Source organism: Kordia periserrulae (genome assembly GCF_003054265.1).
GTDB lineage: Bacteria > Bacteroidota > Bacteroidia > Flavobacteriales > Flavobacteriaceae > Kordia > Kordia periserrulae.
On sequence record NZ_QBKT01000003.1, the window covers coordinates 247,106 to 272,796 of the forward strand.

The window sequence follows — 25,691 nt, forward strand, 5'->3', positions numbered from 1 at the left end:
AAGATGAATAACAAAATTGTACTCCTAAGTTTGCTAGTGTTTTCCGTATGTATCTCGTACGGACAAAACACAATTCCTGCGGATATTGTTACACTATCTGAACTTACCTTTGGTACAAATCCAATAATCAAAAGAAACATCTTAACGGTTTCAAACGCAGAAGGAGGATTAAAAATTCAAACTAGCGCGTTTGACTATCAATTAACTTCAGGTTTGTCACTCACCAGAAACAACTTAAATCCTTTTGAAGCGGATCCGCGCAGTAGTTTCCTTACGGGAGATTTAAACTCTAGGTTCACAGGTGCTTCTGTGGGATTGCAACGTAAATTTCGTTCTAGTTTTACGGTGAACCTTTCGGTAGATTATACCATGATGAATGACAATTTTCCACTCAACCGATTCAACCAAGATGTAGGCGCATTTACACAAGAACACATTGTAACAAGTACGCTTTCACTTACGCAACCTTTACTTCGTGGAAGAGGAAAAAAAATAGCAACCGCACTAGAAGAAGCGTCAAAGCTAAATTTAGAAAGTGTAGATGACAACGCCGAATTCGCCAATTCCTTCGAATTATTACAATTGGGTACGGCGTATTGGCAATATGTGGCTGCGTATAAAAGCTTAGAAGTTTTTGAGCAAAATGAAGCTAGAGTGCGACGTGTATTAGAAATTACGCAAGAACTTGTAAAAGCCGATAAAAAACCTGCGGGCGACTTAGCACAAATTCAGGCGGATTTGGCAAGTCAGGAACGACAAACCAAAGTCGCTGAGCAAGCATTGTACAGTGCCAAACTAAACTTAGGACGCGTTATAGGTATCAGTGAAGAAGAAAGCAAACGACTGGGAAATCCAGCCGATGAATTTCCTTCCATCATTGAATCTGGTTATGTCAACAATTTGAATATCGACGATTTTAAAGAAATTGCACAAAATAATCGACTGGACATCATTGCCGCGAAAAAAACGCAAGAAGCCATCGAATTACAACTCAATTTAGCGCAAAATGACAAACAACCACAACTCGATTTAACGGGTTTTGTCAGTTATGGCGGAATGAATATGGGAAATGGTTTGGATAGAGCATTGGCTACTTTTTCACGCAATGAAGGAAGAGATGTCGGTTTTGGACTGGGATTGCGTTTCTCCTTTCCTGTCAACAACAACTTGGCAAGAGGTAGATTCATTCAAAATGAAGTGGCTTTCAAAGATCAAGAAATTGCAAATAAGAACTTGCAGCGAAACATAGATCTAAATGTGTCTATTGCAATGAACAACTTAGATAACAGTGTGTTAATTCTTGAAAAAGCATTGGAATCACTCGAATTCTATCAAGAAGTATTCAACAATGAGCAAGTAAAATTTCAAAACGGACTCACAACACTGTTGAATCTTATCTTATTTCAAGAACGTTTAACCTTTGCACAACTCGATTATTTACAAGCGCAGCAACAATTTGCCAACGCAATCATCAACCTTCGATACGAAACCGGAACGCTGTTGTTAAAAAAGGACAACAGCACGGCAGTAAACATAAATAGAGAATTGTTTTACACAATTCCAAGCAATTAAAAAAACACTAAAAACATAAAATCATGGCAGCAGGATTTTTTAGAAAAGCAGCAGTTGAAAAACTCTCAACACCCGAAAAATTAGATCAGTTAATCAAAGTCACTAGCCCAAGAGGCTGGATAGCATTGATAACGATTACACTCATTTTAGCAACTGGAATTATTTGGGCATTTTTTGGGAATGTAAAAACAAAGCTCAATGTCGTTGGTGTCCTATTGGGAGGAGAAATTCATGAAGTAGTGGCAACTTCTCAAGGACAACTCATTAGTTTAAACGTCGCTATTGGCGATGTAGTCAACGAAGGCGATGTCATCGCAACGGTTGAGCAACCAGAATTATTTCAACAAATTGAAGAAGTAAAAGCGTCATTAGAAGAACGCAAATTTGATTTGCAACAATTGCTGTCGTTTGGAAATCAAGATACGCGTTTGCAAAGCGAACTCATTCAGCAACAGCGTACCACAATCGTAATGCAAATTGAGTCTGAAAAGAAAAACTTAGAATTTCTACGAAATCAATTAGACACCGAAAAAGGATTGTTGGCGCAAGGACTCATCACGCGTACGCAAGTAGTGAATACGGAGCAACAAATTGAAGCTTCTATCAATACGATAGAAAGTTTAAAAGGACAACAAGTACAAACATCGAGTCGAAAACTCAATCTCGGATTTGATTTGCAACAAAAAATAAACATGAGCAAACAGCGTATTGCAGAAACAGAACGACAACTAAGCTATTTGCAAGAACGATACGATATCCAAACAAATATAAAAAGCGCATACACTGGCGAAGTCGTTGAATTGCTCACAGATGCAGGTGTGATTGTGCGACAAGGAAGTCCGTTGTTCAAACTAAAAAATCAAAATCAACTGACGGCAGATACTAACAAACTACGCGGCGTCTTATACATTCCGTCACAAGATGGTAAAAAAATCAAGGAAGGTATGGAAGCGCTTGTGGTTCCTTCAACAGTTCAGCCACAAGAATACGGTTTTATGAAAGGAAAAGTAACCTATGTATCGGACTTTCCAATCACACAAAAAGGAATGATGATGACCGTTAAAAATGATCAATTAGTGCAAGGATTGTTGTCGCAAGGTGCCTTATTTGAAGTATATGTTGAATTTGAAAAAGATGAAAACTCATACAGTGGTTTCAAATGGACATCTGCCAAAGGGCCAGAAATTGCCATCAATGAAGGAACTTCCTGTATGGGGAAAATTACGGTAAAAAGTGAACCGCCAGCAGCAATTGTAGTACCTGCGTTGAAAAAATTCTTTGATCTCTATTAAAAACCAACACACCATGTTCGAAGTAAAAGAAGAAAAAAAGACAAAACTGCCAAAGCCAGTAAAAACGCCTACCGTTTTGCAAATGGAGGCAGTAGAATGTGGTGCGGCAGCATTAAGCATCATTTTAGGATATCACGGAAAATTTGTTCCGCTTGAAAAACTGCGAATTGCCTGCGGTGTATCGAGAGATGGATTGAAAGCATCCAACATTCTAAAAGCAGCACGTACCTTTGGTATGGAAGCCAAAGGATACGCAAAATCCATTGAAAAACTGAAAGAAGTAGAAATGCCTGCCATCATTTTTTGGAACTTCAATCACTTTCTAGTCATTGAAGGATTTACCAAAAACAAAGTATTTCTAAGCGATCCTGCACAAGGAAGATATCACGTAAGTCACGAAGAATTTGACGATGCTTTTACAGGAGTTGTGTTAACGTTCAAACCAACGGAAGAATTTGAAAAAGGAAACGAGAAAAAAAGCATGATGAGTTCGTTAGCGGCACGTGTGACGAATTCAAAAATGGCAATTACGTATATCATTCTAGCGAGTCTATTTCTCGTCATTCCAGGATTGGTCATACCGTCGTTTACCAAAGTGTTTATCGATAAATATCTAGTCAATCAAATCTCAGAATTTGTCATGCCGCTATTGCTTGTCATGGGCGGAATCTTAGTGGTCAATTCTGTACTAGTCTATTTACAGCAATACTATCTCTTACGACTAGAAACGAAATTGGCACTTGCCTCTTCGAGTAAATTTCTCTGGCATGTTTTCCACTTGCCCATAGCTTTCTTTACGCAGCGCTACAGCGGAGAAATTGGTAACAGAGTCTCGCTCAACGATAAAGTAGCAAAACTGCTCAGTGGCGATTTGGCAAATGCCGTTTTAAATGTCATTGTAGTAGTCTTTTACGCAATGCTAATGTTTTCCTATGATGTCGTTTTAACGCTTATCGGAATCGGAATGGCAACCTTAAACATTGTTGCCTTACGCTATGTTTCAAGAGCGCGAAAGGATGGAAACAGACGATTTATGAACGAAAGTGGAAAGCTATTAGGAACAACAACATCGGGAATAAGTATGATAGAAACCTTAAAAGCTTCTGGAAGAGAAAACGACTTTTTTACGACGTGGACAGGATATTTGGCAAAAGTAATGAACGCACAACAAGAATTGGGTTGGTTGACGACGCGACTCAACATTATTCCACCGTTACTCATGTCACTAACCACAACCATTGTACTAGGAACAGGCGCAATGCGCGTAATGGACGGAGAAATGACGCTGGGGATGTTGGTGGCGTTTCTATACTTGATGAATAATTTTATGGGACCTGTAAACCAACTCGTTACTACGGGAAGCATGTTGCAAGAAGTAGAAGGCGATATGGGACGTATTGATGATGTACTCAACTATGAAATTGCGAATGAATTTAAGGAATATGATGAAGAAAAAGCAGCTATCAAAGAAAGTACACAACTCAACAAGCTGACGGGACATTTTGAAATGAAAAACATCACGTTTGGCTACAATACGACCATGCCAGCATTAATCAACGATTTCAGTCTTACGCTAAAACCAGGAAGCAGAGTAGCCTTGGTTGGCGGATCGGGAAGTGGAAAATCGACTGTAGCACGAATCGCTTCTGGATTATACGAACCGTGGGAAGGCGAAATACGTTTTGATGGAAAACTGAGAAAAGATATTCCACGACATGTCATCACCGAATCGGTTGCGGTCATTGATCAAGAAGTGTTGATGTTTAAAGGAACCATTCAAGAAAATATTGCCTTTTGGGACACCAATATTCCTGAAAAGCACATCATTCAATCGGCAAAAGATGCTGCCATTCACGATGTCATTGCGGCAAGAGCCAATGCGTACGACAGTGAAGTGTCTGAACGCGGCGCGAACTTTAGTGGTGGACAACGTCAACGATTAGAAATTGCTCGTGCATTAGCGTTAAATCCTTCGTTCTTAATCATGGATGAAGCCACAAGTGCTTTGGATCCGAAATCGGAAAAAATCGTTATGGACAACATCAAAAAACGCGGTTGTACCTGTTTAATCGTAGCGCACAGATTGAGTACCATTATGGATTGTGATGAAATCATTGTCATGGAATTTGGAAAAATTGTAGAAAGAGGAACACATCAGGAGTTGCTCAACTTACAAGGAACGTATGCGAAACTAATCGATTCAAAATAATTTGATATGTCTGAAAATAAAAAAATAAGATTGGAAGCCAATCATTCGCTAATTCTTAGGGAACACGATCGTTTTTGGATGATTACATCTGGAGAAGTAGATGTTTTTTATGCAGACATTGACGAAAATGGAGAATATGCGAGTGCATTGCGCTATCTGTACAGTGCTAAAGCAGGCGAATTGTTGTTCAGTTTAATTTCTTCTCAAGAAAACGAACAAAACATCAAGCTGCTGATTGTAAGCAAAGGCGCTTCGCTCATTTCAATCAACAAAAACAAACTGCTCGATGTAGACACCATTTTTCTCAAAAGCATGATAGAAAAATGGATTCTAAAAACTGCCTACAGAATACAGCAAGTAAACACTCCACGACTGTACACAGCGTTGAATCCTTCTGAAACAATTCCGTTAAAGCAAGACGCAATGGCTTTTCCAACCAAAGGATTGGCTTGGTGCACGGTTGTCAAAGGAAAAGCAAGCAAATACGCAGTAGATACGGAAATCAATACCGAAACTGAATTTAATTTTCCTTTTGCTGTATCGGGCAGTTTGTGGCTCAAATCGCAAAGTAAAGACTGCGAAATCAAAGTCATCAGTACACGACAAGCGTTCAAGGATGAAATATTCTTCATGCTTTCGCTGAATGATTTACAAGACCATCTCTATCAAAAACTTATCAAAAACTACGAGCGTCTTATTGCGGAAGAGCAACAACGGATTGAAGAGAAAGTAACTTCGGAATCCGAGAATCTTACCAAAACACTTGATCAGCTCCGTACAATTGTTGTGGGGAAACAAGATAAAAAAGTAGTGGTATCGTTTGACGACCAAAAAATAAATAGCGACTTATTCACGACGTGTCAACTTATTGGAAACGAGATTGGTTTCAAGTTTGAAGCACCAAAATACATGGAATCGTACCAAAACAGTACGACCAACCAATTATACGCCATTGCGCAATCGTCAAAAGTACGTGTTCGAAAAATCATATTACGCGGTACATGGTGGAAAGAAGAAAACGGCCATTTGTTAGCATTTTACAAAGAAGACAAGCGTCCTGTAGCACTCATTCAAGATTCTTCTTATAGCTATCTTTTAAAAGATGTCACTACTGGAGAAGCCATAAAAGTAAACCACGAAATTGCGGACCAGTTAGAACCTATCTGTTACATGTTTTTCTATGGTTTTGGCGAAATCATGACATCCATCAAAAAAATTGGAAACTTTGCAGCACAAGGCATCAAAAAAGATGCAAAATATCTCTTACTGGCTGCCTTTGCGGGAAGTATCATCGGATTGCTAATTCCAATCTTATCAGGTGTCATGTTTGATGATGTCATTCCTTCGGCGGACAAATCCTTGCATTTTGAAATATTCGCCATCATGCTCATGTTAGGCTTGGTAACTGCAGGATTACAGTTGGTTCAAGGTGTGTTGCAACTGCGTGTTGAAACCAAATCGAGTATCAATTTGCAAGCAGGAGTCATGGATCATCTCTTGCGATTGCCAGTAACGTTCTACAAAAAATATTCTGCGGGTGATTTAACCAACAGAGCATTAAGTATCAACGGAATACGTCAAGTGCTTTCCAATACGGTGATGACAGCGGTATTGAGCGGTGCATTTTCTTTTGTCAATCTAGTTTTACTCTTTTACTACGAACCAAGTTTAGCGTGGATTGGTGTCGGACTGGCAGTATTGGCGGTGATTTTTATGACGGTAATTGGTTGGAAAAAACTAAAATACGATCGCCAAATATCAGATGTACAAGGAGATTTGCAAGGGTTTTTATTCGAATTCCTTTCGGGAATCACCAAAATACGCATCACAGGTGGCGAAAAAAGAGTCTTTACCTTGTGGGCACAAAAATTTGCCAAACTCAAACAACTAGGATTCAGTTCTGGAAGCTATCAAAACTTTGTGGAAGTCTTTAACAGTTCCTATCCACTCTTCACCAGCATATTTTTCTTTGCGTTCATCTATTACACCGTAACCAATGCCGCAGTCGTAGGAACCATGATTTCTGTGGGAGCTTTTATGGCGTTTATCAGTGCGTTCAATCAATTTTTGACAGATTGTTTAAAAATGAGCATGGCGTTAATCACTTCGTTAAACATCATCACGCTATACGAACGTGTAAAGCCAATTTTAGAGGAAATTCCAGAATCTTCCGAGCAAAGTACCGATCCAGGAGAACTCATTGGAGAAATTGAAATGAATGCAGTATCCTTCCGTTATCACGCAGAACAACCACTCATTCTAAAAGATGTTTCTTTCAAAATAAAACCGGGACAAATGGTGGCTTTCGTAGGAACTTCAGGTTCGGGGAAATCAACCATCATGCGCTTATTGCTAGGTTTTGAATCGCCAGAAGTTGGCTCAATCTACTATGACGGAGACGCGTACGATTCTATGAATAAAGACTTGGTACGACGACAAATTGGTGTGGTATTGCAAAATGGTGCATTGATGTCGGGAAGTATTTATAAAAACATTGTTGGAAACTCCGAATTAACCCTAGAAGATGCTTGGGAAGCCGCACGAATGGCAGGCATGGAAGAAGACATCAAGCAAATGCCTATGGAAATGCATACGGTAATTAGCGAAGGTGCAGGAACATTTTCGGGCGGACAACGACAACGATTAATGATTGCACGTGCCATTGTTCACAAACCAAGATTGCTCTTTATGGACGAAGCAACAAGTGCTTTGGACAACAGAACGCAAAACATTGTTTCGGAAAGTCTCGATAAATTACAAGCAACCCGAATCGTGATTGCGCACCGATTGAGTACGGTAAAAAATGCAGACTGTATTTACGTACTAGACAAAGGAACCATTGTAGAATCAGGAACGTATGAAGAATTGATGGAGCAAAATGGAGTATTTACCAGTTTAGCCAAACGTCAAATCGCCTAAAGAAAACGAATGAATGAGCAGGAAAAACATGAGTTTTTAGAGAAGATAGTTCATAGCAAAGAAGCTACTGAGCAACTATTATCGTATTGTGAAAACAAGTTTATTCCAGCAAAAACAAAAGTAGCAACGCCTGATAGTTATTTAGAAACTTGGGAAGCGTATGTTGCGGAAGCTTCGGAAAAAGGGGTTATTTCAACACTCAAAAAATACATTCCGCAGTTGCAATTTCCAGTAGAAAAGAACATATCCAGTTCAGAAGTTTACAAAAATGCAACTTTACGTGGAAGAGTAGTGGAGAGCGATAAAAAATTGCAACTAAGAAACCCAGAACGTATTGCATTAGAACTCTATAAAACACCATTGATAGGAAAAGTGCCTGTCATGACGGTTTCAAACAAAGACGATTTTTATACAATTTGCTGTGCATTGGGAAACAAAAACGAGCCGAAAGAGTTGCCCAAATCTATGGGCGCTTTGTTCATCAACGGATTGAACAATTGGCATCGTATTAAAAAATTACAAACTCAATGGCAAGCGCAGCATCCGTACGGGAATTGGAATGAGGAATTCAAAAAAAACATCCTACCAAATCCTCATCTGTACAAAGACAAATTGATTGTATTGAGTATAAGCAATTATAGCAACGTATCGCATACCGTAGTTGGAAAAAGTGAAACAGATTGGCAAAAAATATCTGTTGCGATTCGGAAAGAACATGAATGTGCGCATCTTTTTACGTTGCAACAATACGGAACCATGGCAAACAATATGCACGATGAACTCATTGCAGATTATGCAGGTATTACAAAAGCGTTAGGTTACTATAACAAAGATTGGTTCTTGCAATTCATCGGATTGGAAAACTATCCAGCTTACAGAAAAGGTGGACGATTGGAAAATTATCAAGAACCTGTGCAACTATCGACAGCTGCTTTGAAAGGATTGCAACATATTATAAAAAATGCCGCAACCGCAATTGAAAAATTTGATCATTCACTCGGTAACAATACAACAGACGAAGAACGAATGCGCAGAATTCAAACACTTTGCGAAGTCGATTTGCTAACGATGGCTTCGGTAAAAGGCGAACAACAACTTATAGAAACATATAATACTAGTAGGATATCCCCGTATCATGGTAAAGAAAAGCGAAAAAATAATCACAGAAGTCAACGCTATTCTCCAACAAATCTCTGACACCGTACAAGCCGAAAGAAGTACTTTTTTCTTGTACAACAAGCAAAACGCTACGCTAGAGAGTTTGGTAGCGCAAGGCGTAAAACACATCATCATCAGCGTTCCTGTTGGAAAAGGCGTGGTTGGAACGATGTTTCAACAGCAAAAAGTAATTGTTGAAAATAACGTGCAACAAAGTGCAATTTTTGATGCTTCGTATGATGCACAATGGCACTTTGAAACAAAATCTACCGTATGTGTTCCCGTTGTCAATACTGATGGAAAACCGATTGGTGCCTTGCAATGTTTGAATAAAATTGACGGAACATTCATGGAAAATGATGTCAAAATTTTAGAGAGTTTTGCGTCGGCAATTGCGTTGATTGTTAAGAATAGCAAGCTGTATTTGGCAAGTGAGCACATCAAAAATAACTTTTCAACCTTATTGGAAGTTTTTAAAGCGGTTTCTTCAGAATTAAATCTAAACAAACTCATTCAAGTGGTGATGAACAAAGCGGCTGAAATCACCAAAGCCGATCGCAGTTCGTTGTTTTTAGTAGATGAAACTACGGGCGAATTGTGGACCGTTTTCGCGAAAGGACTCAAAAATACAACCGTTCGCACCAAAAAAGGAATCGTGGCGCATGTTGCCAAAACCCAAGAACCACTTATAGTGAACAATCCGTACGAGCATCCGCTTTTCAATCCGGAAGTAGATAAAAAAACAAACTATCATACCAAATCAATTTTGAGCGTTCCTGTGTTTAATGCCAATAATAAAGTGTTGGGCGTGATTCAAGCGATTAATAAACGTGGAAATAATTTTAATGAAGACGATTTGGACATTCTCAAAGGATTTGCCAGTCAAATACGTATCGCCATTGAAAATGCAAAACTTTTTGATCAGATTCAAGGAATGAAAAATCACTTAAACATTTTGGTACAAAATCTTGATACAGGAATCGTCACGGTAAATCAACAATTACACATCAACACAGTGAATGAAACGTTTTACCGCATGTTCGGTGTGAAAAAAAACACAAAACTCACAAACAGATCCATCCAAAAAATTGTCAAAAGATTGCAGCCACTATTTTCGCATTGTGAAGAAACGATTGCTACAGGAACGAAAAACTATCAGGAAGATTTAAAAATTAAAGTGACGCCTGAAAAAACGGTCACGGTCAATCTGAGTGTGTTGCCTATGCAAGATGCGAAAGAAAATATCATTGGTGCGATTGTGGTTTTTAACGATGTTTCACAAGAAAAGCGCATTCAGTCAAATCTCAGTCGCTACATTCCGCAACATTTGGTAAAACAAGTGATGCATCACGATAACTTGTCACTTTTGCAAGGTAATTTTTCAAAGTGTAGCATTTTATTTTCAGACATTCGAAATTTTACAACACTTACGGAAGAATTTGGCGCCATTCAAATTGTAGCATTGCTCAACAATTATTTTGAGGCAATGCTGACTTCTGTTCATAAGTACAACGGAATTCTCGACAAATACATCGGCGACGCCATTATGACGGTTTTCGGCGTGCCGTATGCAAATATTACCGATGCAAAAAATGCCGTGAATTGTGCGTTGGATATGTTTGAAAGTCTTGCCGATTTAAACAAAAAAAGCACCTCGTTGCCACAACTCAATATTGGTATCGGAATTAGTACAGGAAATGTAGTTTCAGGAAATATCGGTTCAGAAAAGCGCTTTGAATATACGGTAATTGGGGATTCTGTCAATCTTGCTGCGCGACTCGAAAGCGCTACCAAAACCTATAAAGTAGACATGCTTATCTGTGAAGAAACGTATAATGAAGTCAAAAATGATTTTCACTGTAGAGAAATCGATACTATGATGGTCAAAGGCAAATTAACGCCAGTGAAAATATTTTCAGTCATTGCTAAAAAAACGATTTCACTTAGCGATTCACAAAAAGAATTTCTTCAATACTACGCTAAAGGCTTACAAGAATACCGACGTAAAAATTATGAAAAGGCAAGCATTTATTTTGTTGATGCCAATGACATTATACCGTCGGACGGACCTACCAAATTATTCTTAAAAAGATGTAGAAAGCACACACGTGTAGTACAGTAACTAACACTCCCAAAAGCGGATAGATTTCTCGAAAAAAGCATTTTTATAAGTGTTTTTGGCACTTTTATACGCTCTTAAAAAGATAACTTTAAAATGGTATTAACAGGTAATATTTAGAAACATTATGGAACTAACGAAAGAACAAAAATTATTTCAGACAATCGTTCTCAAAGCTTGGGAAGATGCTGCTTTTATGCAGGAACTTACCTCAAATCCTTTGGACGCGATTGAGAAACTAACAGGAACGCGTTTAAACATTCCAGCAGGGAAAAAGTTTGTAGTGCGCGATCAAACGGATGCTTCTTCTATTTATATCAACATTCCAACAGAGAAATCAATGGACGATATGGAGCTAACAGAAGAGCAACTTGAAATTGTAGCTGGTGGCGGTTCTTTGCCAGGCGCTGTAATTCAAGATTCTGCCGATTCATTAAACGGATTGACAGATGGATAAAAAGATATAGGGATAATGAAATTGGTTAAAAAAAAATATTCCTTTGGAAAAGAGAAGCGTACTTGGTTCATGTTTCTCTTTTTCGTTTTTATGTCAAGCGTGCAATTTGGACAAGAAGTTGCACAAGCTAACTCATTACAACTAAAAGCAGATAGCCTGTTTCAACTCAGTAAGCAACAAGTTAAAAAACGTGATTTTCAAAAAGCAATGGAAGCGGTAGAAGAAAGTCTTGCCATTTTTGAAAATTTACAAAACAACAAATCCATTGCCGATTGCTACAATCAAATTGCGACGATTTATTATTATCAAGGCGAATTTGCCAAAGCATTGACCTATTTCGAAAATAGCAGAGAATATTTTGAAAAAGCGGGTTTTACAAAAGGGATTGCTTCTTCCACCAACAACAAAGGCGCGATTTATTACTACTTAGGAAATTTTCCAAAAGCGCTCGATCATTATAAAAGAGCGATGAAATTGCATGAAGAAATGCAAAATGAAGCGCAAGTTGCAGGAACTACACAAAATATCGGAAACATTTACATGCAACTCAATGATTTTGAAAATGCCAAAATACATTTTGAAATTGCAGAAAACATCTACCAAAAAACCAATGATGAAAAAGCACTTTCTTTAGTATTGAGCAGTATTGGAAGCATTTACAAAAAAAAACAAAACTACGAAGCTGCTTTTCAAAACTTTGAAACCGCACTAGCACTTTCCATCAAAACCAATCAAAACCAAACACAGGCAGAAGTGCTGTACAATTTGGGGAAACTATATGAAGCAAAAGGCGATTTGCAAGAATCACTTCGCAATTATAACAAATCGTTGGAAATTTCAAGACAAGCAAAAAGTAGTCTGCACGAAAGTTCCGCATTGATTGCGTTGGGATTTGTAAAGCAAAAACTCGGCAACAAAAGAGAAGCAATTAACAATTGTGAGCAAGGATTCAACATCGCCAAAGAAATTGATGTCATTTCCATTCAAGAAGAAGCTTGCAAATGTTTGTACGATGCGTATAAGTTAACGAACAATCCCGCGAAAGCGCTTATATATAATGAACAAATGTACGCTTTGCGCGACAGTTTGAACTTAAAGCAAACTTCTGACAAAATTTTGAATATGGAATTTGAGAAAGAAATGTTGTTGGACAGTATTGCGAATGTTGAAAAGGAGCGTATTCTCAAACTAAAACACAAAGAAGAGGTTGCCAAAAAGGAAAAACAGCGTAACATTTTTATCATTGCGGTTTGTTTTGCGGTCATCATTGCGCTTGCCATTTTTGGAAGATTGAGCTATATGAAAAAATCGAAAGCGCGATTGCAAGTAGAGAAAGACCGTTCGGAGCATTTACTGCACAACATACTTCCAATAGAAGTTGCGGACGAATTGAAAGAAAAAGGATATGTAGACGCGCAAGACTTTGAAACGGCGTCCATATTATTTACCGATTTCAAATCGTTCACCGAAACCGCTTCACATTTAACACCACAAGAACTGGTAGAAGAAATCAATGTGTGTTTCAAAGCATTTGATGCCATCATTGAAAAACACCGCATAGAAAAAATCAAAACTATTGGAGACGCGTACATGGCTGCTGGCGGTTTGCCAAAACCAGACGCAAATGCAGTAAAAAATATCATTTTGGCGTCGTTGGAGATGCAACAATTTGTAGAGAAAAGAAAACGCGAAAACGAAGCAAGAAACAAACCTGCTTTTGAAATGCGCGTCGGAATTCATGTAGGACCTATTGTGGCAGGAATCGTAGGTGTGAAAAAATTTCAATACGATGTTTGGGGCGATACGGTCAATATTGCAAGTCGTATGGAAAGCAATGGCGCAGTGGGCAAAGTCAATATCAGTCACCATACCTACGAATTGGTGAAAAATGAAGCCGATTTATCCTTTGAATATCGCGGAAAAATAACGGCGAAAGGCAAAGGAGAACTAAAAATGTACTTCGTTTCCAAGAGAAATACCTAAGAAACAGTTTTGACGGAATTTTTGTCGTTTTTATAGAAAAACATACTAATATATTTACACTATAAATAAAGAGTAAGAAACAAAAAATAGAAATGAAAAGCTTACAAACGTTCACTGTAAATCTTAAGAATTATAAATAAAATAATTCACGCCTAAGATGAATTTGTAAGAAACAGTTTTGACGGAATTTTTGTCGTTTTTGTAGAAAAAGATACGAATATCTTTACACTGTAAACAAAGAATAAGAAATAAAAGTAGCCATATGAAACCTACAAGTTCTCAACAGAAATCTCAAGAATTATTAGAAAAAATAATTCACAAAGCATGGAGCGATGATGCGTTTAAAGCGGCACTTATTGCAAATCCACTAGATGCTATTGAAAAGGCAACTGGAGAACGTGTACAACTTCCAGAAGGGAAGACATTAATAGTAAGAGATCAGACCTCGCAAGAAAAGATTTATGTAAATATTCCTGCAGAGCCAAATATGGAAGATATGGAATTGTCTGAAGAGCAATTGGAAGTAGTTGCGGGAGGTGGAATTATATGGCCAGCATACGTAATGTTACCCATATTACCAACACCAACAAATCCAAGTAAAGACGGACGTATAAGTTAAACAAACCAATCAATTTTTAATATTCATAATCAAATCTTTAATATAAACTTTTAAAAACAAGCAAAATGGAATTTACAAAACAACAACAAGAAGGACAAGAGTTAATGAACACATTAATCGCTAAAGCTTGGGAGAACCCAGAATTCAAGCAACAATTAATTAGCAATCCTCAAGCTGCTATTGAGCAAGTTACAGGTAAAAAATTAAACTTAAAAGGTTCACAGCACATCGTTGTAGAAGACCAAACAGATCCTAACACAATTTACTTAAACATTCCAAGACAAGTTGATGTTTCTGAATTAGAATTGTCTGACGAGCAATTAGAAATGGTTGCAGGTGGAGTTGCGCCAATCGTAATCTACGGAGGAATTTTCTTAGTAGGAGTAATCGCTGGAGCATTAGCTGAGTAATCACAAACAACACAAAAACCGTTGAGCACATTTAGGGAAACTCAACAAGTATCAAACTATTAAATAAAATACAAACCAATTAAAACTTTTTTACGATGGAATTAACTAAAAAACAAGAAGCAGCACAAAATATCATGACAAGTGTAATCGCTAAGTGCTGGGAAGATGCAGAATTCAAAAAAGCATTAATCGCTGATCCTGTAGCGACATTAGAGAAATTTACAGGAAACGAAATCAACTTACCAGAAGGAAAAAGAATCGTTGTTAGAGATCAGAGTGCTGATTCAAACGTAATCTACTTCAACATTCCTGCGGAGCCAAACTTAGACGAATTAGAATTATCTGATGAGCAATTAGAATTAGTAGCTGGTGGAGCTACGCCTGTAGCAACATACTTCTTAGTATTAGCTGCTGGAGTTGCTGTAGGAAGCACACTTTTCTAAGAAATAATTCGAATCAGATAAATAGATAAACGATGGAATTAACTAAAAAACAAGAAGCTGCACAGCAAATCATGAGAAGCGTGATTGCAAAGTGTTGGGAAGACGAAGCTTTTAAGCAAGCTTTAATCGCTGATCCTGTAGCAACGTTGGAGAAGTTTACAGGAAACGAAATCAATCTTCCAGAAGGAAAAAGATTAGTGGTAAGAGATCAAAGTTCAGAAGCTAATGCGATTTACTTCAACATTCCTGCTGAGCCAAACTTAGAAGAGTTGCAGCTATCTGATGAACAATTAGAGTTAGTAGCTGGTGGAGTAACACCTGTAGCAGCATACTTTACAGTGTTAGCCGCTGGAGTAGCTGTAGGAGCAATACTTTTCTAAACATGTGAATCAGATACTTCGTAATACATTTATATATGTTTGCTCCCTTGAGATTAGGTTTTCCGCTTGAGGGAGCTCATTTTTTAACTAAAAAAATAATCAAAATGGATAAATTGAGTAGTTTAAATTGGATAGGAATTTGTGTTCTTTTTTTAGGTATTGTAGCCTTTATGCTTGGAAAACAAGAAAAATACACTACGCTTACAGTAGTGCTTTGTATAGTAGGCGTTATTTTATTTATTATGGGATTTTACGTAAAAAAATAATCCTTTCACATTATAAATGATTCCCAAAATGTTTTGGGAATTTGTTGTTATTACTTGCGAATCAACATAAATCATGAGTTCTGCAAACGTAAAAGCATCAAGTCTATTCAAAAAATAATACCAACATCACCATGAAAAAAGCTGTTTTACTATTTTGCGATAACGATATCAGTCACAATATTCCCATGCTTGGCATTGCCAAAACGCTTCAAAGCAAAGGACATCGTGTGGTATTTTGTGGAAGTAACGAAAATCATTCTTTTTTTCAGAAACAACCTTATACATACATGGCTTCGGAAATATTTGACTTGGAAAAGCAAAATGTAGTCAATACGGTCGATTTAGGTTTTTTTGATACCAAAACGCTTCAAGGAATTGCAAAAGGGCAATTAGATAGCATCATGCAAGACGTACAACCAGACATGATATTATTCTCATACTACATATCGTACTTGTTGCCATTCTTCAAGAAAAAATATAACGAAATCAAGTACTGCTGCGTCAATATTTTAATGCGCGGTGAATTATTCACACCAAAGTTTTTATACAATTTTCATTACGAAACTGCGAGTAGCGATATACAAACCCTCGTTAAAAGCATACTACACACACCAGAAAAAGACATGGAAACAGTGATTGATGAAACCTATCAAGATTTTAAAGAATTTATTCTCTGTCCAAAAGAAATGGACATTGACGCCAAGTACCAACAGCAAAATGTAGAATATTCGGAAGCCATTATTGGTGGGAATGATTTGAGTGAGGAAATTCCGGAAAAGAATAATGTTATTCTATTCTCCATGGGTTCATATAGCAAGCAATTTCCTTTGGTGATTAATAAAATTGTGGAAAAAGTGATTGCCTGTAGCAAGTTGTTACGCGAGAAAGATGCTTCGTATAAATTTATACTGTCCATTCCCGATGGTGTATTGACAAACGATTTGATGCAAGCTTGTGCAGATGAAAATATCAACTTGGTCAGCTGGTTCGATCAAAACAAACTTTTATATAGTTCTAAATTGATGATTACCCATGGAGGAATAGGTTCTATCAAAGAATGCATTTATGCACAAACACCGATGTTGTGTTTTCCGCTTACGCGCGATCAACCTTACAATACCAAACGAATTGAAAGTTTAGGTTTGGGGAAAAAGCTGCACCCTTTAGAATCGGATGTGGACGAAATTTTCTCAGCGTTGACCGATTTACTAGAAAATGACAGCTATCAAACCAATTTGAATACGTTTCGAAACATATTCAACGACTATCGAGAAAAAGAAACGTTATACAATCAACTCATGGCAGTTGCGGGATAAGCAAACACAGTTCATAGCATGCAAACAACACCACATACACCACATGCAGATTTTTTTGATTTGACAACAGTGAAGGCGCTTGTGAGTCAAAATAGTGTGTTGAAAAACAAGCTATTACACGAGTTGAATCGTTTTATGTATGTTCAAAATGAGCGAATTTTGTATGATTGTTTTGATAAATACAAAGCGCAACACACGCATGCTAAATTTTCAACATTTGTTACCGATTTTCCGCATACGCGCGAAACGATTATTAAAGAAAATTATCCGCATGCCAATACACTTCTCACACGTCAAGAAACAAAACTAGAAGCCTTTGTAGCTACATTATTGTCACAATTTGCCGTAGACAAAAAAGCATTGTACAACGCAAAAATACTTTCTGAGTCAACTGCACGCGTTTCCAACATCAATATCGGTTTGGGCGATTTTCATCATGGAAAATCAACCACAATTGTGGAAATTGATAAGCAACAAAAAATTGTCTACAAGCCTAGTAATGGCGAAGTTACAACGGCATATCACGCGTTTCTAAAGTGGATTAGTGAATATTTAGATATGGGTGATTTTGGGTATAAAACATACAACAAAGGCAGTTATCATTGGCAAGAATTTGTGACTTACGAATCGCTAAAATCGTCTGACGAAATCGCTAAATATTACCACAGAGCGGGAATTCTATTAGCAGTAACCTATGTGTTAAATGCTTCTGATTTTCATTATGAAAACTTGATTGTTCACAATGCGACGCCTATTTTGATAGATCACGAAACCATCATTCAACCAAAAATATACGACAACTTAAAAAAGTTCTTTAAGGCATTTGACAAAGAAACCGAGCAAGACACCGTGTTGAGCAGTTTGTTATTACCTAATCAAGGAAATGACAAAGGTTTTCCTGTCGGCATGTGCGGGTTTGGGTGTTCAAAAGAAACGCATTTGGAAGGTTTCAAAAAAATGAGCATTCATGAATTTACTAACGATTGGAAAATTGTCACCAAAATGACCAAACAGGATTTTATTAAAAATAACGTGCCTGAATATCGAGGTGAAAAGCAATTTGTAGATAAATATGCGAAAGAATTGCTACAAGGTTTTGAAGCCTGTTATCAGCTCTTTATGACGCATCGCGATTTTCTACTGTTTGATAAAAAAACACCCATAAAGCATTTTGAAGCGAAAACCCTTCGTTTTATTTGGCGACCGACCAATGTATATGTGAAAATTTTAGAATACATGAAATTGCCTAAAAATTTAACGGATAAAAAAAACTATGCTAAAAAAATTGAAGAATATTTATCGGTAGCGTTTAAAAATGTACCAGAAGACTCTGAATTGCATCTCATTCTCAAAAGTGAAATTCACCAAATGTTACAAGGCGATGTTCCATACTTTGAAATTGATGCTTCCTCACGCGATTTAAAAACTGAATTTGGCGTACTACAAAACTTCTTTGAATTCAGTTGTGTAGAAAACTTAGAAAGAAAATTACAAAAGCTCTCTACAGAAGACTTAGCACATCAAAAAAAACTGATTTTACAAAGCATAGCATTATAAAATGCTTCATAAAAAATACTGTCAATAATTGCATCAACAGTTTTTAAGTCATTCAACTGTCAAGTACCTTGGGATTTCTACAAATAAAAAACGGTTTTCCAAAAGAGGAAAACCGTGTAAATAGTCACTTAGAGTCTATTTTATCTTCGTAGCGAGATCGGGAATTGAACCCGAGACCTCCGGGTTATGAATCCGACGCTCTAACCAACTGAGCTACCTCGCCTTGTTTGCGGCTGCAAATATAGGAACAATTTTTTTTAGTGCAAATAATCCATAAAAATTATTTTTTTTATTCTTTTCTTTTAAACTTATCAATTAATGTATATATTGTCAGCAACATAATCAAGAATACCAATATGTCAGATAAAGTTAAATACGAAATTGAATTCCCCATACAATCTTCACCACAACTTTTGTTTCAATATTTGTCAACACCTTCAGGACTTTCTGAATGGTTTGCGGATAATGTAAATTCTCGTGGAGAATTGTTTACGTTTATTTGGGACGATAGCGAAGAAGTAGCTAAGTTGCTCGGTAAGAAAAATAATGAGCGTATTCGTTTCCAATGGGAAGATGATGAAGATACTTCGTATTATTTTGAAATGAAGATTGTGGTTGATGAAATTACGAAAGATGTGTCGCTAATTGTAATTGATCATACTGATGAAGATGAACTGGAAGAAGCTAAAATGCTCTGGGAAAATCAAATCGGAGATTTAAAACAAGTTTTGGGTTCTCGTTAAGAAAAACCATTTATAAAAAGTATATTTGCCTTGAGAAAATCAAGGCTTTTTTTATGGTGAATTTTAATGGAAATATCAGTGCTGAAACGACTCTTTTAAATGTTGAAAATAGAGGAATAAAATATGGAGATGCATTGTTTGAAACCTTGAGAGTGGTGGCTGATAAAATCCTCTTTTGGGAAGACCATTATTTTAGACTCATGGAATCGATGCGTATTTTGCGAATGGAAATTCCGATGAATTTTACAATGGAATTTTTAGAAGAAGAAATTTTAAAATTGCTGAAAGCCAAAGAATTAAAAAATGCGCGTGTGCGTTTTACAGTATATAGAGGCGATGGCGGACTGTACTTACCAACGTCCAACGATGTGGCATATATAATTACTGCCAACGAACTTGCATCGCCATTTTATCTACTGTCTGAAGACGCTTACGAAGTTGATTTATACAAAGATTTCTATATCAACAAAGGATTGCTTTCTACACTTAAAACCAATAATAAAATCACAAACGTATTGGGAAGTATTTATGCGAAAGAAAACGACTTGGACAATTGTTTATTGGTGAATGAAGATAAAAATGTGATAGAAGCATTAAATGGAAATATTTTCTTGGTAAAAGGAAATACCATCAAAACACCACCGATTACCGATGGTTGCCTAAAGGGAATTTTGCGCAAACAATTAGTGGAAATTTTAGAAAAAACATCCGATTATGAATTGAAAGAAGAAAGCATCTCGCCTTTTGAAATTCAAAAATCAGACGAGTTTTTTATCACAAATGTCATTCAAGGAATTGTTCCCATCACAAAATATCGAAAAAAGCAATTTGGAAATACTGTGGCAAAAGATTTGCTCGCAAAATTAAACATGCGCATTCGCCTTGGGTAGCTCTCGGTTTTCAGTTGGCAGCTCTCAGTCAACAGTTTTCAGTTCTCAGAAAAAATAGTTAAGAAACAACAAAGAACAAATCGAAAAAAAAACAAAGAGACAAGAGTCTAGTATCAAGAGGCAAGACAAATCAACAAAAAACAAAAAAAGCAAAGCGACCAAAAACCCAACACCTTTACACTGAGCTTGTCGAAGTGAACACCCAATTAATTATGACTCGGATTCTCAGGTGCATTGGACCAAATTAGATACTCGCCGCCCAATTCCATCATTTTTTTGCGCCAAATAGATTTGCAAGACTTGGAAATGATTTCTTTCTTAAACTCGTTTTCAATAATAATCCATGAATTGGAGTTCAACTCTTCACTCAATTGATTGGCGTGCCAGCCAGAATACCCTAAAAAGAACTTGATGTCATCTTGCTGTAATTTATCTTCTTCCAACAATTTAATAATAGAAGAAAAATCGCCGCCCCAATAAATCCCCAGCGAAATTTCTATACTATTAGGTACCAAATGTGGTATTTTATGGATAAAATATAAATTATCTTGTTCTACAGGACCGCCATTGTACACTTTGAACGATGTTTTGGCGTTTGAAAATTGCGGAATTAAATCCGACAGATGGACATTTAGCGGTTTATTTAAGATAAAACCAATCGATCCTTCATCGGTATGATCAGCTAGCAAAACAACTGACCTATTGAAAGATACGTCTCCAATAATGGATGGTTCAGCAATTAAAAGATGTCCTTTGTCGGGATTTAAGGCTATCATTTATTATTTTTTAGGTTACTTAAATCTATTAAAAAAAAACGGAATAATCAAATATGACTGTTGATAGTAACCTTTTTAAAACGAAAAAGCACTCAAATTTGAGTGCTTTTTGCCTAATTTATGTATAAATACAATTAGTTTACAGCTTTTCCTAAATCAGAACCTGCTTTAAACTTAACTACTTTCTTAGCAGCAATTTTGATAGTTTTTCCAGTTTGTGGATTTCTTCCTTCTCTTGCAGCTCTTTCTGAAACTGACCAAGATCCGAAACCTACTAGAGAAACTCTATCACCTTTTTTTAAAGCTCCTTCTACATTTGATAAAAATGATTCCAATGACTTTTTAGCAGCAGCTTTAGAAATTCCTGCATCAGCAGCCATTGCGTCAATTAATTCTGTTTTGTTCATAATCGTTGAATTATTAATTGTTGGTTAAACATTATTTTTAAAAGCACTACAAATTTATACGGATTTCTTTGTCATGCAAGTAATAGCGCGGGAAAAGCGGGTTTTTGTTGATAACTTCATACGATTGTTAATAAACATGCCCATTTTTTATTGTTTTTCTCTTATATCAGTAAATATAAGGGTTACAAGACTTTTGCCTCTTTTTCGAATTGAAAACCGTTTAGCAATGCACTAATTTCCATAGCGCGCTTTCCAGGCAGTTGTATTACTTTCAACAGAATATATCCTTGAGACACAGCAATTTTGACTTCTTTTTTAGAACTTACTACACTGCCAATAGGATATTCGTGCGATTCTAACACCTTCTCAACTTCATATATTTTGATATTATACGATTCCTCTCCATTATATAAAGTCGTCCAAGCTGCAGGATATGGACTCAAACCACGAATCTTATTATATATATGGTCTATGGTAGCTGTCCAATCAATTTTACAAGTTTCTTTATGAATTTTATATGCCGTTTGTACATCGTCTGAATTTGATTGAATGGTCGTGCTGACATTATCCTTTTCTATCTGTTGCACAGTTTTCACCACCAACGCGCTTCCTACGGTCATTAATTTGTCGTGCAACGAACCTGCGTTTTCAGTAGGTTCAATTGTAACTTCTTCTTGAAAAATCATCGCGCCCGTATCAATCTTTTCATCAATAAAGAAAGTCGTAACGCCTGTTTTGGTTTCACCATTTATAATTGCCCAATTAATAGGCGCAGCACCTCTGTAATTTGGAAGTAAAGACGCATGTAAGTTAAAGGTGCCATACTTTGGCATTTGCCACACGACTTTTGGTAACATTCTAAAGGCAACGACAATTTGTAAATTCGCGTTTAAGGCTTTTAATTCCTCTACAAATGAAGGTCGTTTTAAATTGGTCGGCTGTAAAACGGTCAAATTTTGTTGTAATGCAAATTTTTTCACTGCCGATTGATGCATCTTGCGTCCGCGACCTGCCGGTTTATCCGGTGCAGTAATGACGCCAACAACCTTGTAATTAGCATCTAGTAAAGCTTTTAATGTTGCTACAGCAAAATCGGGCGTGCCCATAAAAACGATTCTTAAATCTCTCATATAGTATAAGTGTACGTATGTGTGTCTGTTAATTGTATTTGTTCCGCTTCCAAAAGTAACGGAATTATCTCTAATATCAACGCTTCTCTGTAAGGCAACATCGCACAGATTTCGGTTGAAGTCATAGGTTTTTCTTTTAAAACTTTTAAAATATCATCGCGCACCAGCAATTGCAAAGATGTGTCTGGCTTCACTGTTTTTTTAGCTTTACAGACAGAACAAATGCCACAAGGTGTCGAAGTTTGTTCTCCAAAATAGGAGAGAAGCTGAATATTTCTGCACGTATCCGAATTTTTAATGTATTGAATGACTGCCTGAACACGCTTCTTTTTTAATTCGTTTTGGTGTTCTACGTCTCTTGCAATCGGATGAATGGTTTTATCGTCTTCACGTGCGACTAAAAAAGTAATCTCGGCATCGGTTTGGATTTCCTCTAACGTAATAATTTCATCTTTTGCCAACTGTTGAATGGTTGCTGAAATTTTCTCCTTCGAAAGTCCTAATTTTTGCGCTAAATAGTGTGTATTGATGTTAATTTTCTGCTCAAATGCGCCTCCGTAGGTTCGCAAAATGGCTTGTGTAATCAGACTGATGTTTGGATTGTTGTCCAAATACTGCATCAAATTGTAATGATCTACGATGAATTTTAAAGCGGTTTTTCTGTGAAAATTCTGCGAAAGTTGAATCACGCTATGTCTGTCTAGCAATTGTAAAGCGGTGTAGGTTTTTTGTGTGGGAAATTGATAGGTTTTGCAAAACTCGTAAAAAGCCAGCGCGTGTTTGGTATCATACCCTTCACCGTAGGCAATTTGAAAGAAACTACACAGTTTGCGGAACACCAGTTTTAAAAAATCGACACTTGGTAAATTGTCAATGAATTGCTTTTTTAGCGTTTCAATATCGTTCGCATCTGTCAAAATGATAGCATTGGCATATTCGCCATTTCGTCCTGCGCGTCCAGCTTCTTGGTAATAATTTTCCAAACTATCGGGCAATTGCACATGAATCACGTTTTTAACATCAGGTTTGTCAATGCCCATTCCAAAAGCATTCGTAGCAACGATGGTTTGTACTTTTCCATTCAGCCACAGCTGTAGATTCTTTTTTTTCGCTTCTGACGAAAGTCCACCATGAAAAAATACACTCGTAAACCCTTTTCGTGAGAGCGCTTCGTGAATTTGCACCGTACTTTTCCGATTGCGCGCATACACAATACACGACTGTGGATATTTGCGCAAGGTTTTCTCAATGGTCAGTACTTTATTTTCGGTTTCTAACACCGTGTATGCAATATTTTCACGTGTAAATGATTGTTGAAATTGCTGTACCTCTTTTAAATGCAAACTTTCTACAATATCGTGTACAACCGTCGGAGTTGCTGTTGCGGTCAATGCAATACACGGAACATCAGGAAGTAATTCTCGAAGCGTGTTGATGTTTTTATAGGCTGGGCGAAAATCATTTCCCCATTGCGAAATACAGTGCGCTTCATCAACTGCAATTAGGTTGACAGGCATTTGTTTGACGCGTTCTTGAATGATTTCTTGCTGCAAACGCTCAGGCGACAGGTACAAAAACTTATAATCGCCGTACACGCAATTGTCTAGTAAATCGCTAATCTCTGTTTGTTTTAATCCGCCCGTTAAGGCAATGGCTTTGATGCCATTTGCTTTCAAATTTGCCACTTGGTCTTGAATCAACGCAACTAAGGGAGAAATCACAATGCAAATACCGTCTAGTTGTAAAGCTGGAATTTGAAAACATACCGATTTTCCACCACCAGTGGGCAATAAGGCTAAGGTATCTTTTTGTTGAATAACCGCGTTTATAATATCTTCTTGCAACGGACGAAACGAAGTATGTCCCCAATATTTTTCTAAAAGTGCAAGCGATTTGGTCATTCTTCGTTATTAAGAGTCTGTAAAATGAAATCCACACGTTCTTCCACGGTGCCAAACGGCACGTCGATTAAATCGTAATTGTGTTTTTCGTAGGTCGTTTTTAAATATTGTTGAATGATTTGCGCTTGTTTAAAACTTTCGTAACGTTCATTATCTTGTTGGTAAATTTCTCTCCAAGGCGCTAAAATAAATGTTTTATCATATACATAATCTTTGCAAACATCTGTGAAAATGGCAGGATATTCATCACCAGAATAGTCCATGTACGCAGCAATATCCGGAATTCCACGATCGTAAAAAGCATACGCTGTATTGAGATTTTCGGCATCTTCAAACTGTTGAATTCTTCCTTTTAATAGCAATTCACTAAACAATAATGGTTGCGTCAAAAACAATTGCTCAATGCCTTTTTTTTGAGCGGCAGCAGTGACTTCGCGTGAAATTTCATGAAAACAGACATGACCTTTTTCTTCCAAAGCAGTAATCAATGTTGATTTTCCCGTACCTGGTCCGCCGATAATAAGTATTCTTTTTGTGTTCAATCTGGATAATTTATGATGTAAAATTACGCAAATTGTTGTGAAGTATGAAATGTTTGGGTTTTTGGGTATTAGGTTTTGGGTGTTTGGTGTTCGTCTAAAATAATTCAGATGACAAATAAACAAATCAACGAATCCACAGAAAACAAAAAACAATCCCACAAGAGAAACTATAAAAATTTTCAAAGAAGCTGTATCTTTGCCATTCACTAAGAAAAAAAGACAGTATGAGTTCTAAAAACGATTCGGAAGCGTTTTATGCAAAACTGAAAACACAATTAGAAGAAACTACCCAATTTCCAACCTTATATATGTACAAATTTATTGTTCCTTCGCAAGAAGAACGCATTCAAGAAGTACATCAAATTTTTGACAATTTAGGCGCTGTTATTGATACTAAAAAATCGTCTAAAGGCACCTACACAAGTGTTACCATTACAGCAAATATGAAAAGTGCCGATGCTGTGATAGAAAAATATAAGGAAGCTAGCAAGGTAAAAGGCATAATTTCTCTGTAACTACGGAGTTATCTAGATTTTTTTTACTATTTTGCAAGCACAAAATAATCTTCACACGAACTTTATTTTACTTCAATAACATACTAC

At 36.9% G+C, this 25,691-nt stretch carries 23 protein-coding genes and 1 tRNA gene; 18 read left to right on the forward strand and 6 right to left on the reverse strand.

Annotated features, from left to right (window positions below):
• Positions 1 to 3 precede the first annotated feature (3 nt).
• The 15 genes from C8N46_RS07995 to lanM all read left to right on the forward strand — a co-directional run bounded on the left by C8N46_RS07995 (position 4) and on the right by lanM (position 18,700).
• Positions 4 to 1,572, forward strand: a complete 1,569-nt coding sequence (locus C8N46_RS07995) for a TolC family protein (RefSeq protein ID WP_108114358.1) — start codon at positions 4 to 6, stop codon at positions 1,570 to 1,572.
• Positions 1,573 to 1,595: 23 nt separating this feature from the next.
• A complete protein-coding gene (locus C8N46_RS08000) occupies positions 1,596 to 2,864 on the forward strand; it encodes an NHLP bacteriocin system secretion protein (protein ID WP_108114359.1) in 1,269 nt (422 codons plus the stop codon).
• 13 nt (positions 2,865 to 2,877) lie between these two features.
• Positions 2,878 to 5,073 carry an NHLP family bacteriocin export ABC transporter peptidase/permease/ATPase subunit gene (locus tag C8N46_RS08005; RefSeq protein ID WP_108114595.1) on the forward strand — a complete coding sequence of 732 codons (2,196 nt, stop codon included), beginning with the start codon at positions 2,878 to 2,880 and terminating at the stop codon, positions 5,071 to 5,073.
• 6 nt (positions 5,074 to 5,079) lie between these two features.
• Positions 5,080 to 7,992 (forward strand): NHLP bacteriocin export ABC transporter permease/ATPase subunit, encoded by a 2,913-nt coding sequence (locus tag C8N46_RS08010; RefSeq protein WP_108114360.1) that lies wholly within the window; start codon positions 5,080 to 5,082, stop codon positions 7,990 to 7,992.
• Positions 7,993 to 8,001: 9 nt separating this feature from the next.
• Positions 8,002 to 9,189 (forward strand): DUF7005 family protein, encoded by a 1,188-nt coding sequence (locus tag C8N46_RS08015; RefSeq protein ID WP_108114361.1) that lies wholly within the window; start codon positions 8,002 to 8,004, stop codon positions 9,187 to 9,189.
• Positions 9,128 to 11,272, forward strand: a complete 2,145-nt coding sequence (locus tag C8N46_RS08020; RefSeq protein WP_108114362.1) for a GAF domain-containing protein — start codon at positions 9,128 to 9,130, stop codon at positions 11,270 to 11,272. The genes C8N46_RS08015 and C8N46_RS08020 overlap by 62 nt, the downstream gene beginning before the upstream one ends.
• Positions 11,273 to 11,396: 124 nt before the next feature.
• Positions 11,397 to 11,726, forward strand: a complete 330-nt coding sequence (locus tag C8N46_RS08025; protein ID WP_108114363.1) for an NHLP leader peptide family RiPP precursor — start codon at positions 11,397 to 11,399, stop codon at positions 11,724 to 11,726.
• 15 nt (positions 11,727 to 11,741) lie between these two features.
• Positions 11,742 to 13,709, forward strand: coding sequence for an adenylate/guanylate cyclase domain-containing protein (locus C8N46_RS08030; RefSeq protein ID WP_108114364.1), 1,968 nt, complete (start codon positions 11,742 to 11,744; stop codon positions 13,707 to 13,709).
• A gap of 262 nt (positions 13,710 to 13,971) precedes the next feature.
• Positions 13,972 to 14,328: an NHLP leader peptide family RiPP precursor gene (locus C8N46_RS08035; protein WP_108114365.1), complete on the forward strand. Its 357-nt coding sequence runs from the start codon at positions 13,972 to 13,974 to the stop codon at positions 14,326 to 14,328.
• A gap of 65 nt (positions 14,329 to 14,393) precedes the next feature.
• The gene (locus C8N46_RS08040; protein ID WP_108114366.1) at positions 14,394 to 14,738 is read left to right on the forward strand and encodes a class IIb bacteriocin, lactobin A/cerein 7B family; all 345 of its coding nucleotides are present in this window, start codon (positions 14,394 to 14,396) and stop codon (positions 14,736 to 14,738) included.
• Positions 14,739 to 14,833: 95 nt separating this feature from the next.
• Complete coding sequence (locus C8N46_RS08045; protein WP_108114367.1) at positions 14,834 to 15,181, forward strand: NHLP leader peptide family RiPP precursor; 348 nt, start codon at positions 14,834 to 14,836, stop codon at positions 15,179 to 15,181.
• A 32-nt stretch (positions 15,182 to 15,213) separates the two neighbouring features.
• Positions 15,214 to 15,561 carry an NHLP leader peptide family RiPP precursor gene (locus tag C8N46_RS08050; RefSeq protein ID WP_108114368.1) on the forward strand — a complete coding sequence of 116 codons (348 nt, stop codon included), beginning with the start codon at positions 15,214 to 15,216 and terminating at the stop codon, positions 15,559 to 15,561.
• Positions 15,562 to 15,596: 35 nt separating this feature from the next.
• Complete coding sequence (locus C8N46_RS08055) at positions 15,597 to 15,827, forward strand: hypothetical protein (RefSeq protein WP_108114369.1); 231 nt, start codon at positions 15,597 to 15,599, stop codon at positions 15,825 to 15,827.
• Between the two features lie 131 nt (positions 15,828 to 15,958).
• On the forward strand, positions 15,959 to 17,143 hold the full coding sequence (locus C8N46_RS08060; protein WP_108114370.1) for a glycosyltransferase: 1,185 nt from the start codon (positions 15,959 to 15,961) through the stop codon (positions 17,141 to 17,143).
• An 18-nt stretch (positions 17,144 to 17,161) separates the two neighbouring features.
• On the forward strand, positions 17,162 to 18,700 hold the full coding sequence (lanM, locus tag C8N46_RS08065; protein ID WP_108114371.1) for a type 2 lanthipeptide synthetase LanM: 1,539 nt from the start codon (positions 17,162 to 17,164) through the stop codon (positions 18,698 to 18,700).
• Between the two features lie 149 nt (positions 18,701 to 18,849).
• Here lanM and C8N46_RS08070 read toward each other — a convergent pair.
• Positions 18,850 to 18,923 (reverse strand) — tRNA-Met (locus tag C8N46_RS08070).
• A 133-nt stretch (positions 18,924 to 19,056) separates the two neighbouring features.
• Between C8N46_RS08070 and C8N46_RS08075 the strand changes: the two genes are divergently transcribed.
• Both C8N46_RS08075 and C8N46_RS08080 read left to right on the forward strand, forming a co-directional pair.
• The gene (locus C8N46_RS08075; protein ID WP_108114372.1) at positions 19,057 to 19,443 is read left to right on the forward strand and encodes an START-like domain-containing protein; all 387 of its coding nucleotides are present in this window, start codon (positions 19,057 to 19,059) and stop codon (positions 19,441 to 19,443) included.
• Positions 19,444 to 19,496: 53 nt separating this feature from the next.
• The gene (locus C8N46_RS08080) at positions 19,497 to 20,333 is read left to right on the forward strand and encodes an aminotransferase class IV (RefSeq protein WP_108114373.1); all 837 of its coding nucleotides are present in this window, start codon (positions 19,497 to 19,499) and stop codon (positions 20,331 to 20,333) included.
• Positions 20,334 to 20,539: 206 nt separating this feature from the next.
• Here C8N46_RS08080 and C8N46_RS08085 read toward each other — a convergent pair whose 3' ends face one another.
• The 5 genes from C8N46_RS08085 to C8N46_RS08105 all read right to left on the reverse strand — a co-directional run bounded on the left by C8N46_RS08085 (position 20,540) and on the right by C8N46_RS08105 (position 25,089).
• Complete coding sequence (locus C8N46_RS08085; protein ID WP_108114374.1) at positions 20,540 to 21,109, reverse strand: YqgE/AlgH family protein; 570 nt, start codon at positions 21,107 to 21,109, stop codon at positions 20,540 to 20,542.
• A gap of 134 nt (positions 21,110 to 21,243) precedes the next feature.
• The gene (locus tag C8N46_RS08090) at positions 21,244 to 21,519 is read right to left on the reverse strand and encodes an HU family DNA-binding protein (protein WP_317046692.1); all 276 of its coding nucleotides are present in this window, start codon (positions 21,517 to 21,519) and stop codon (positions 21,244 to 21,246) included.
• Positions 21,520 to 21,698: 179 nt separating this feature from the next.
• Entirely contained in the window at positions 21,699 to 22,646 is a 948-nt protein-coding gene (gene fmt, locus C8N46_RS08095; protein ID WP_108114376.1) for a methionyl-tRNA formyltransferase, read from the reverse strand.
• Positions 22,643 to 24,547, reverse strand: a complete 1,905-nt coding sequence (locus tag C8N46_RS08100) for a RecQ family ATP-dependent DNA helicase (protein ID WP_108114377.1) — start codon at positions 24,545 to 24,547, stop codon at positions 22,643 to 22,645. The genes fmt and C8N46_RS08100 overlap by 4 nt, the downstream gene beginning before the upstream one ends.
• Positions 24,544 to 25,089 carry an AAA family ATPase gene (locus C8N46_RS08105; RefSeq protein ID WP_108114378.1) on the reverse strand — a complete coding sequence of 182 codons (546 nt, stop codon included), beginning with the start codon at positions 25,087 to 25,089 and terminating at the stop codon, positions 24,544 to 24,546. The genes C8N46_RS08100 and C8N46_RS08105 overlap by 4 nt, the downstream gene beginning before the upstream one ends.
• A 224-nt stretch (positions 25,090 to 25,313) precedes the next feature.
• On the opposite strand from C8N46_RS08105, the gene C8N46_RS08110 reads away from it, so the two are divergent.
• A complete protein-coding gene (locus C8N46_RS08110) occupies positions 25,314 to 25,604 on the forward strand; it encodes a DUF493 family protein (RefSeq protein WP_108114379.1) in 291 nt (96 codons plus the stop codon).
• Positions 25,605 to 25,691 lie beyond the last annotated feature (87 nt).

Bases quoted from the DNA above. Each gene is read 5' to 3' on its own strand.
- C8N46_RS07995 (WP_108114358.1), top strand. From the start codon at position 4: ATGAATAACAAAATTGTACTCCTAAGTTTGCTAGTGTTTTCCGTATGT.
- C8N46_RS08000 (WP_108114359.1), top strand. From the start codon at position 1,596: ATGGCAGCAGGATTTTTTAGAAAAGCAGCAGTTGAAAAACTCTCAACA.
- C8N46_RS08005 (WP_108114595.1), top strand. From the start codon at position 2,878: ATGTTCGAAGTAAAAGAAGAAAAAAAGACAAAACTGCCAAAGCCAGTA.
- C8N46_RS08010 (WP_108114360.1), top strand. From the start codon at position 5,080: ATGTCTGAAAATAAAAAAATAAGATTGGAAGCCAATCATTCGCTAATT.
- C8N46_RS08015 (WP_108114361.1), top strand. From the start codon at position 8,002: ATGAATGAGCAGGAAAAACATGAGTTTTTAGAGAAGATAGTTCATAGC.
- C8N46_RS08020 (WP_108114362.1), top strand. From the start codon at position 9,128: ATGGTAAAGAAAAGCGAAAAAATAATCACAGAAGTCAACGCTATTCTC.
- C8N46_RS08025 (WP_108114363.1), top strand. From the start codon at position 11,397: ATGGAACTAACGAAAGAACAAAAATTATTTCAGACAATCGTTCTCAAA.
- C8N46_RS08030 (WP_108114364.1), top strand. From the start codon at position 11,742: ATGAAATTGGTTAAAAAAAAATATTCCTTTGGAAAAGAGAAGCGTACT.
- C8N46_RS08035 (WP_108114365.1), top strand. From the start codon at position 13,972: ATGAAACCTACAAGTTCTCAACAGAAATCTCAAGAATTATTAGAAAAA.
- C8N46_RS08040 (WP_108114366.1), top strand. From the start codon at position 14,394: ATGGAATTTACAAAACAACAACAAGAAGGACAAGAGTTAATGAACACA.
- C8N46_RS08045 (WP_108114367.1), top strand. From the start codon at position 14,834: ATGGAATTAACTAAAAAACAAGAAGCAGCACAAAATATCATGACAAGT.
- C8N46_RS08050 (WP_108114368.1), top strand. From the start codon at position 15,214: ATGGAATTAACTAAAAAACAAGAAGCTGCACAGCAAATCATGAGAAGC.
- C8N46_RS08055 (WP_108114369.1), top strand. From the start codon at position 15,597: ATGTTTGCTCCCTTGAGATTAGGTTTTCCGCTTGAGGGAGCTCATTTT.
- C8N46_RS08060 (WP_108114370.1), top strand. From the start codon at position 15,959: ATGAAAAAAGCTGTTTTACTATTTTGCGATAACGATATCAGTCACAAT.
- lanM (WP_108114371.1), top strand. From the start codon at position 17,162: ATGCAAACAACACCACATACACCACATGCAGATTTTTTTGATTTGACA.
- C8N46_RS08075 (WP_108114372.1), top strand. From the start codon at position 19,057: ATGTCAGATAAAGTTAAATACGAAATTGAATTCCCCATACAATCTTCA.
- C8N46_RS08080 (WP_108114373.1), top strand. From the start codon at position 19,497: ATGGTGAATTTTAATGGAAATATCAGTGCTGAAACGACTCTTTTAAAT.
- C8N46_RS08085 (WP_108114374.1), bottom strand. From the start codon at position 21,109: ATGATAGCCTTAAATCCCGACAAAGGACATCTTTTAATTGCTGAACCA.
- fmt (WP_108114376.1), bottom strand. From the start codon at position 22,646: ATGAGAGATTTAAGAATCGTTTTTATGGGCACGCCCGATTTTGCTGTA.
- C8N46_RS08100 (WP_108114377.1), bottom strand. From the start codon at position 24,547: ATGACCAAATCGCTTGCACTTTTAGAAAAATATTGGGGACATACTTCG.
- C8N46_RS08110 (WP_108114379.1), top strand. From the start codon at position 25,314: ATGAGTTCTAAAAACGATTCGGAAGCGTTTTATGCAAAACTGAAAACA.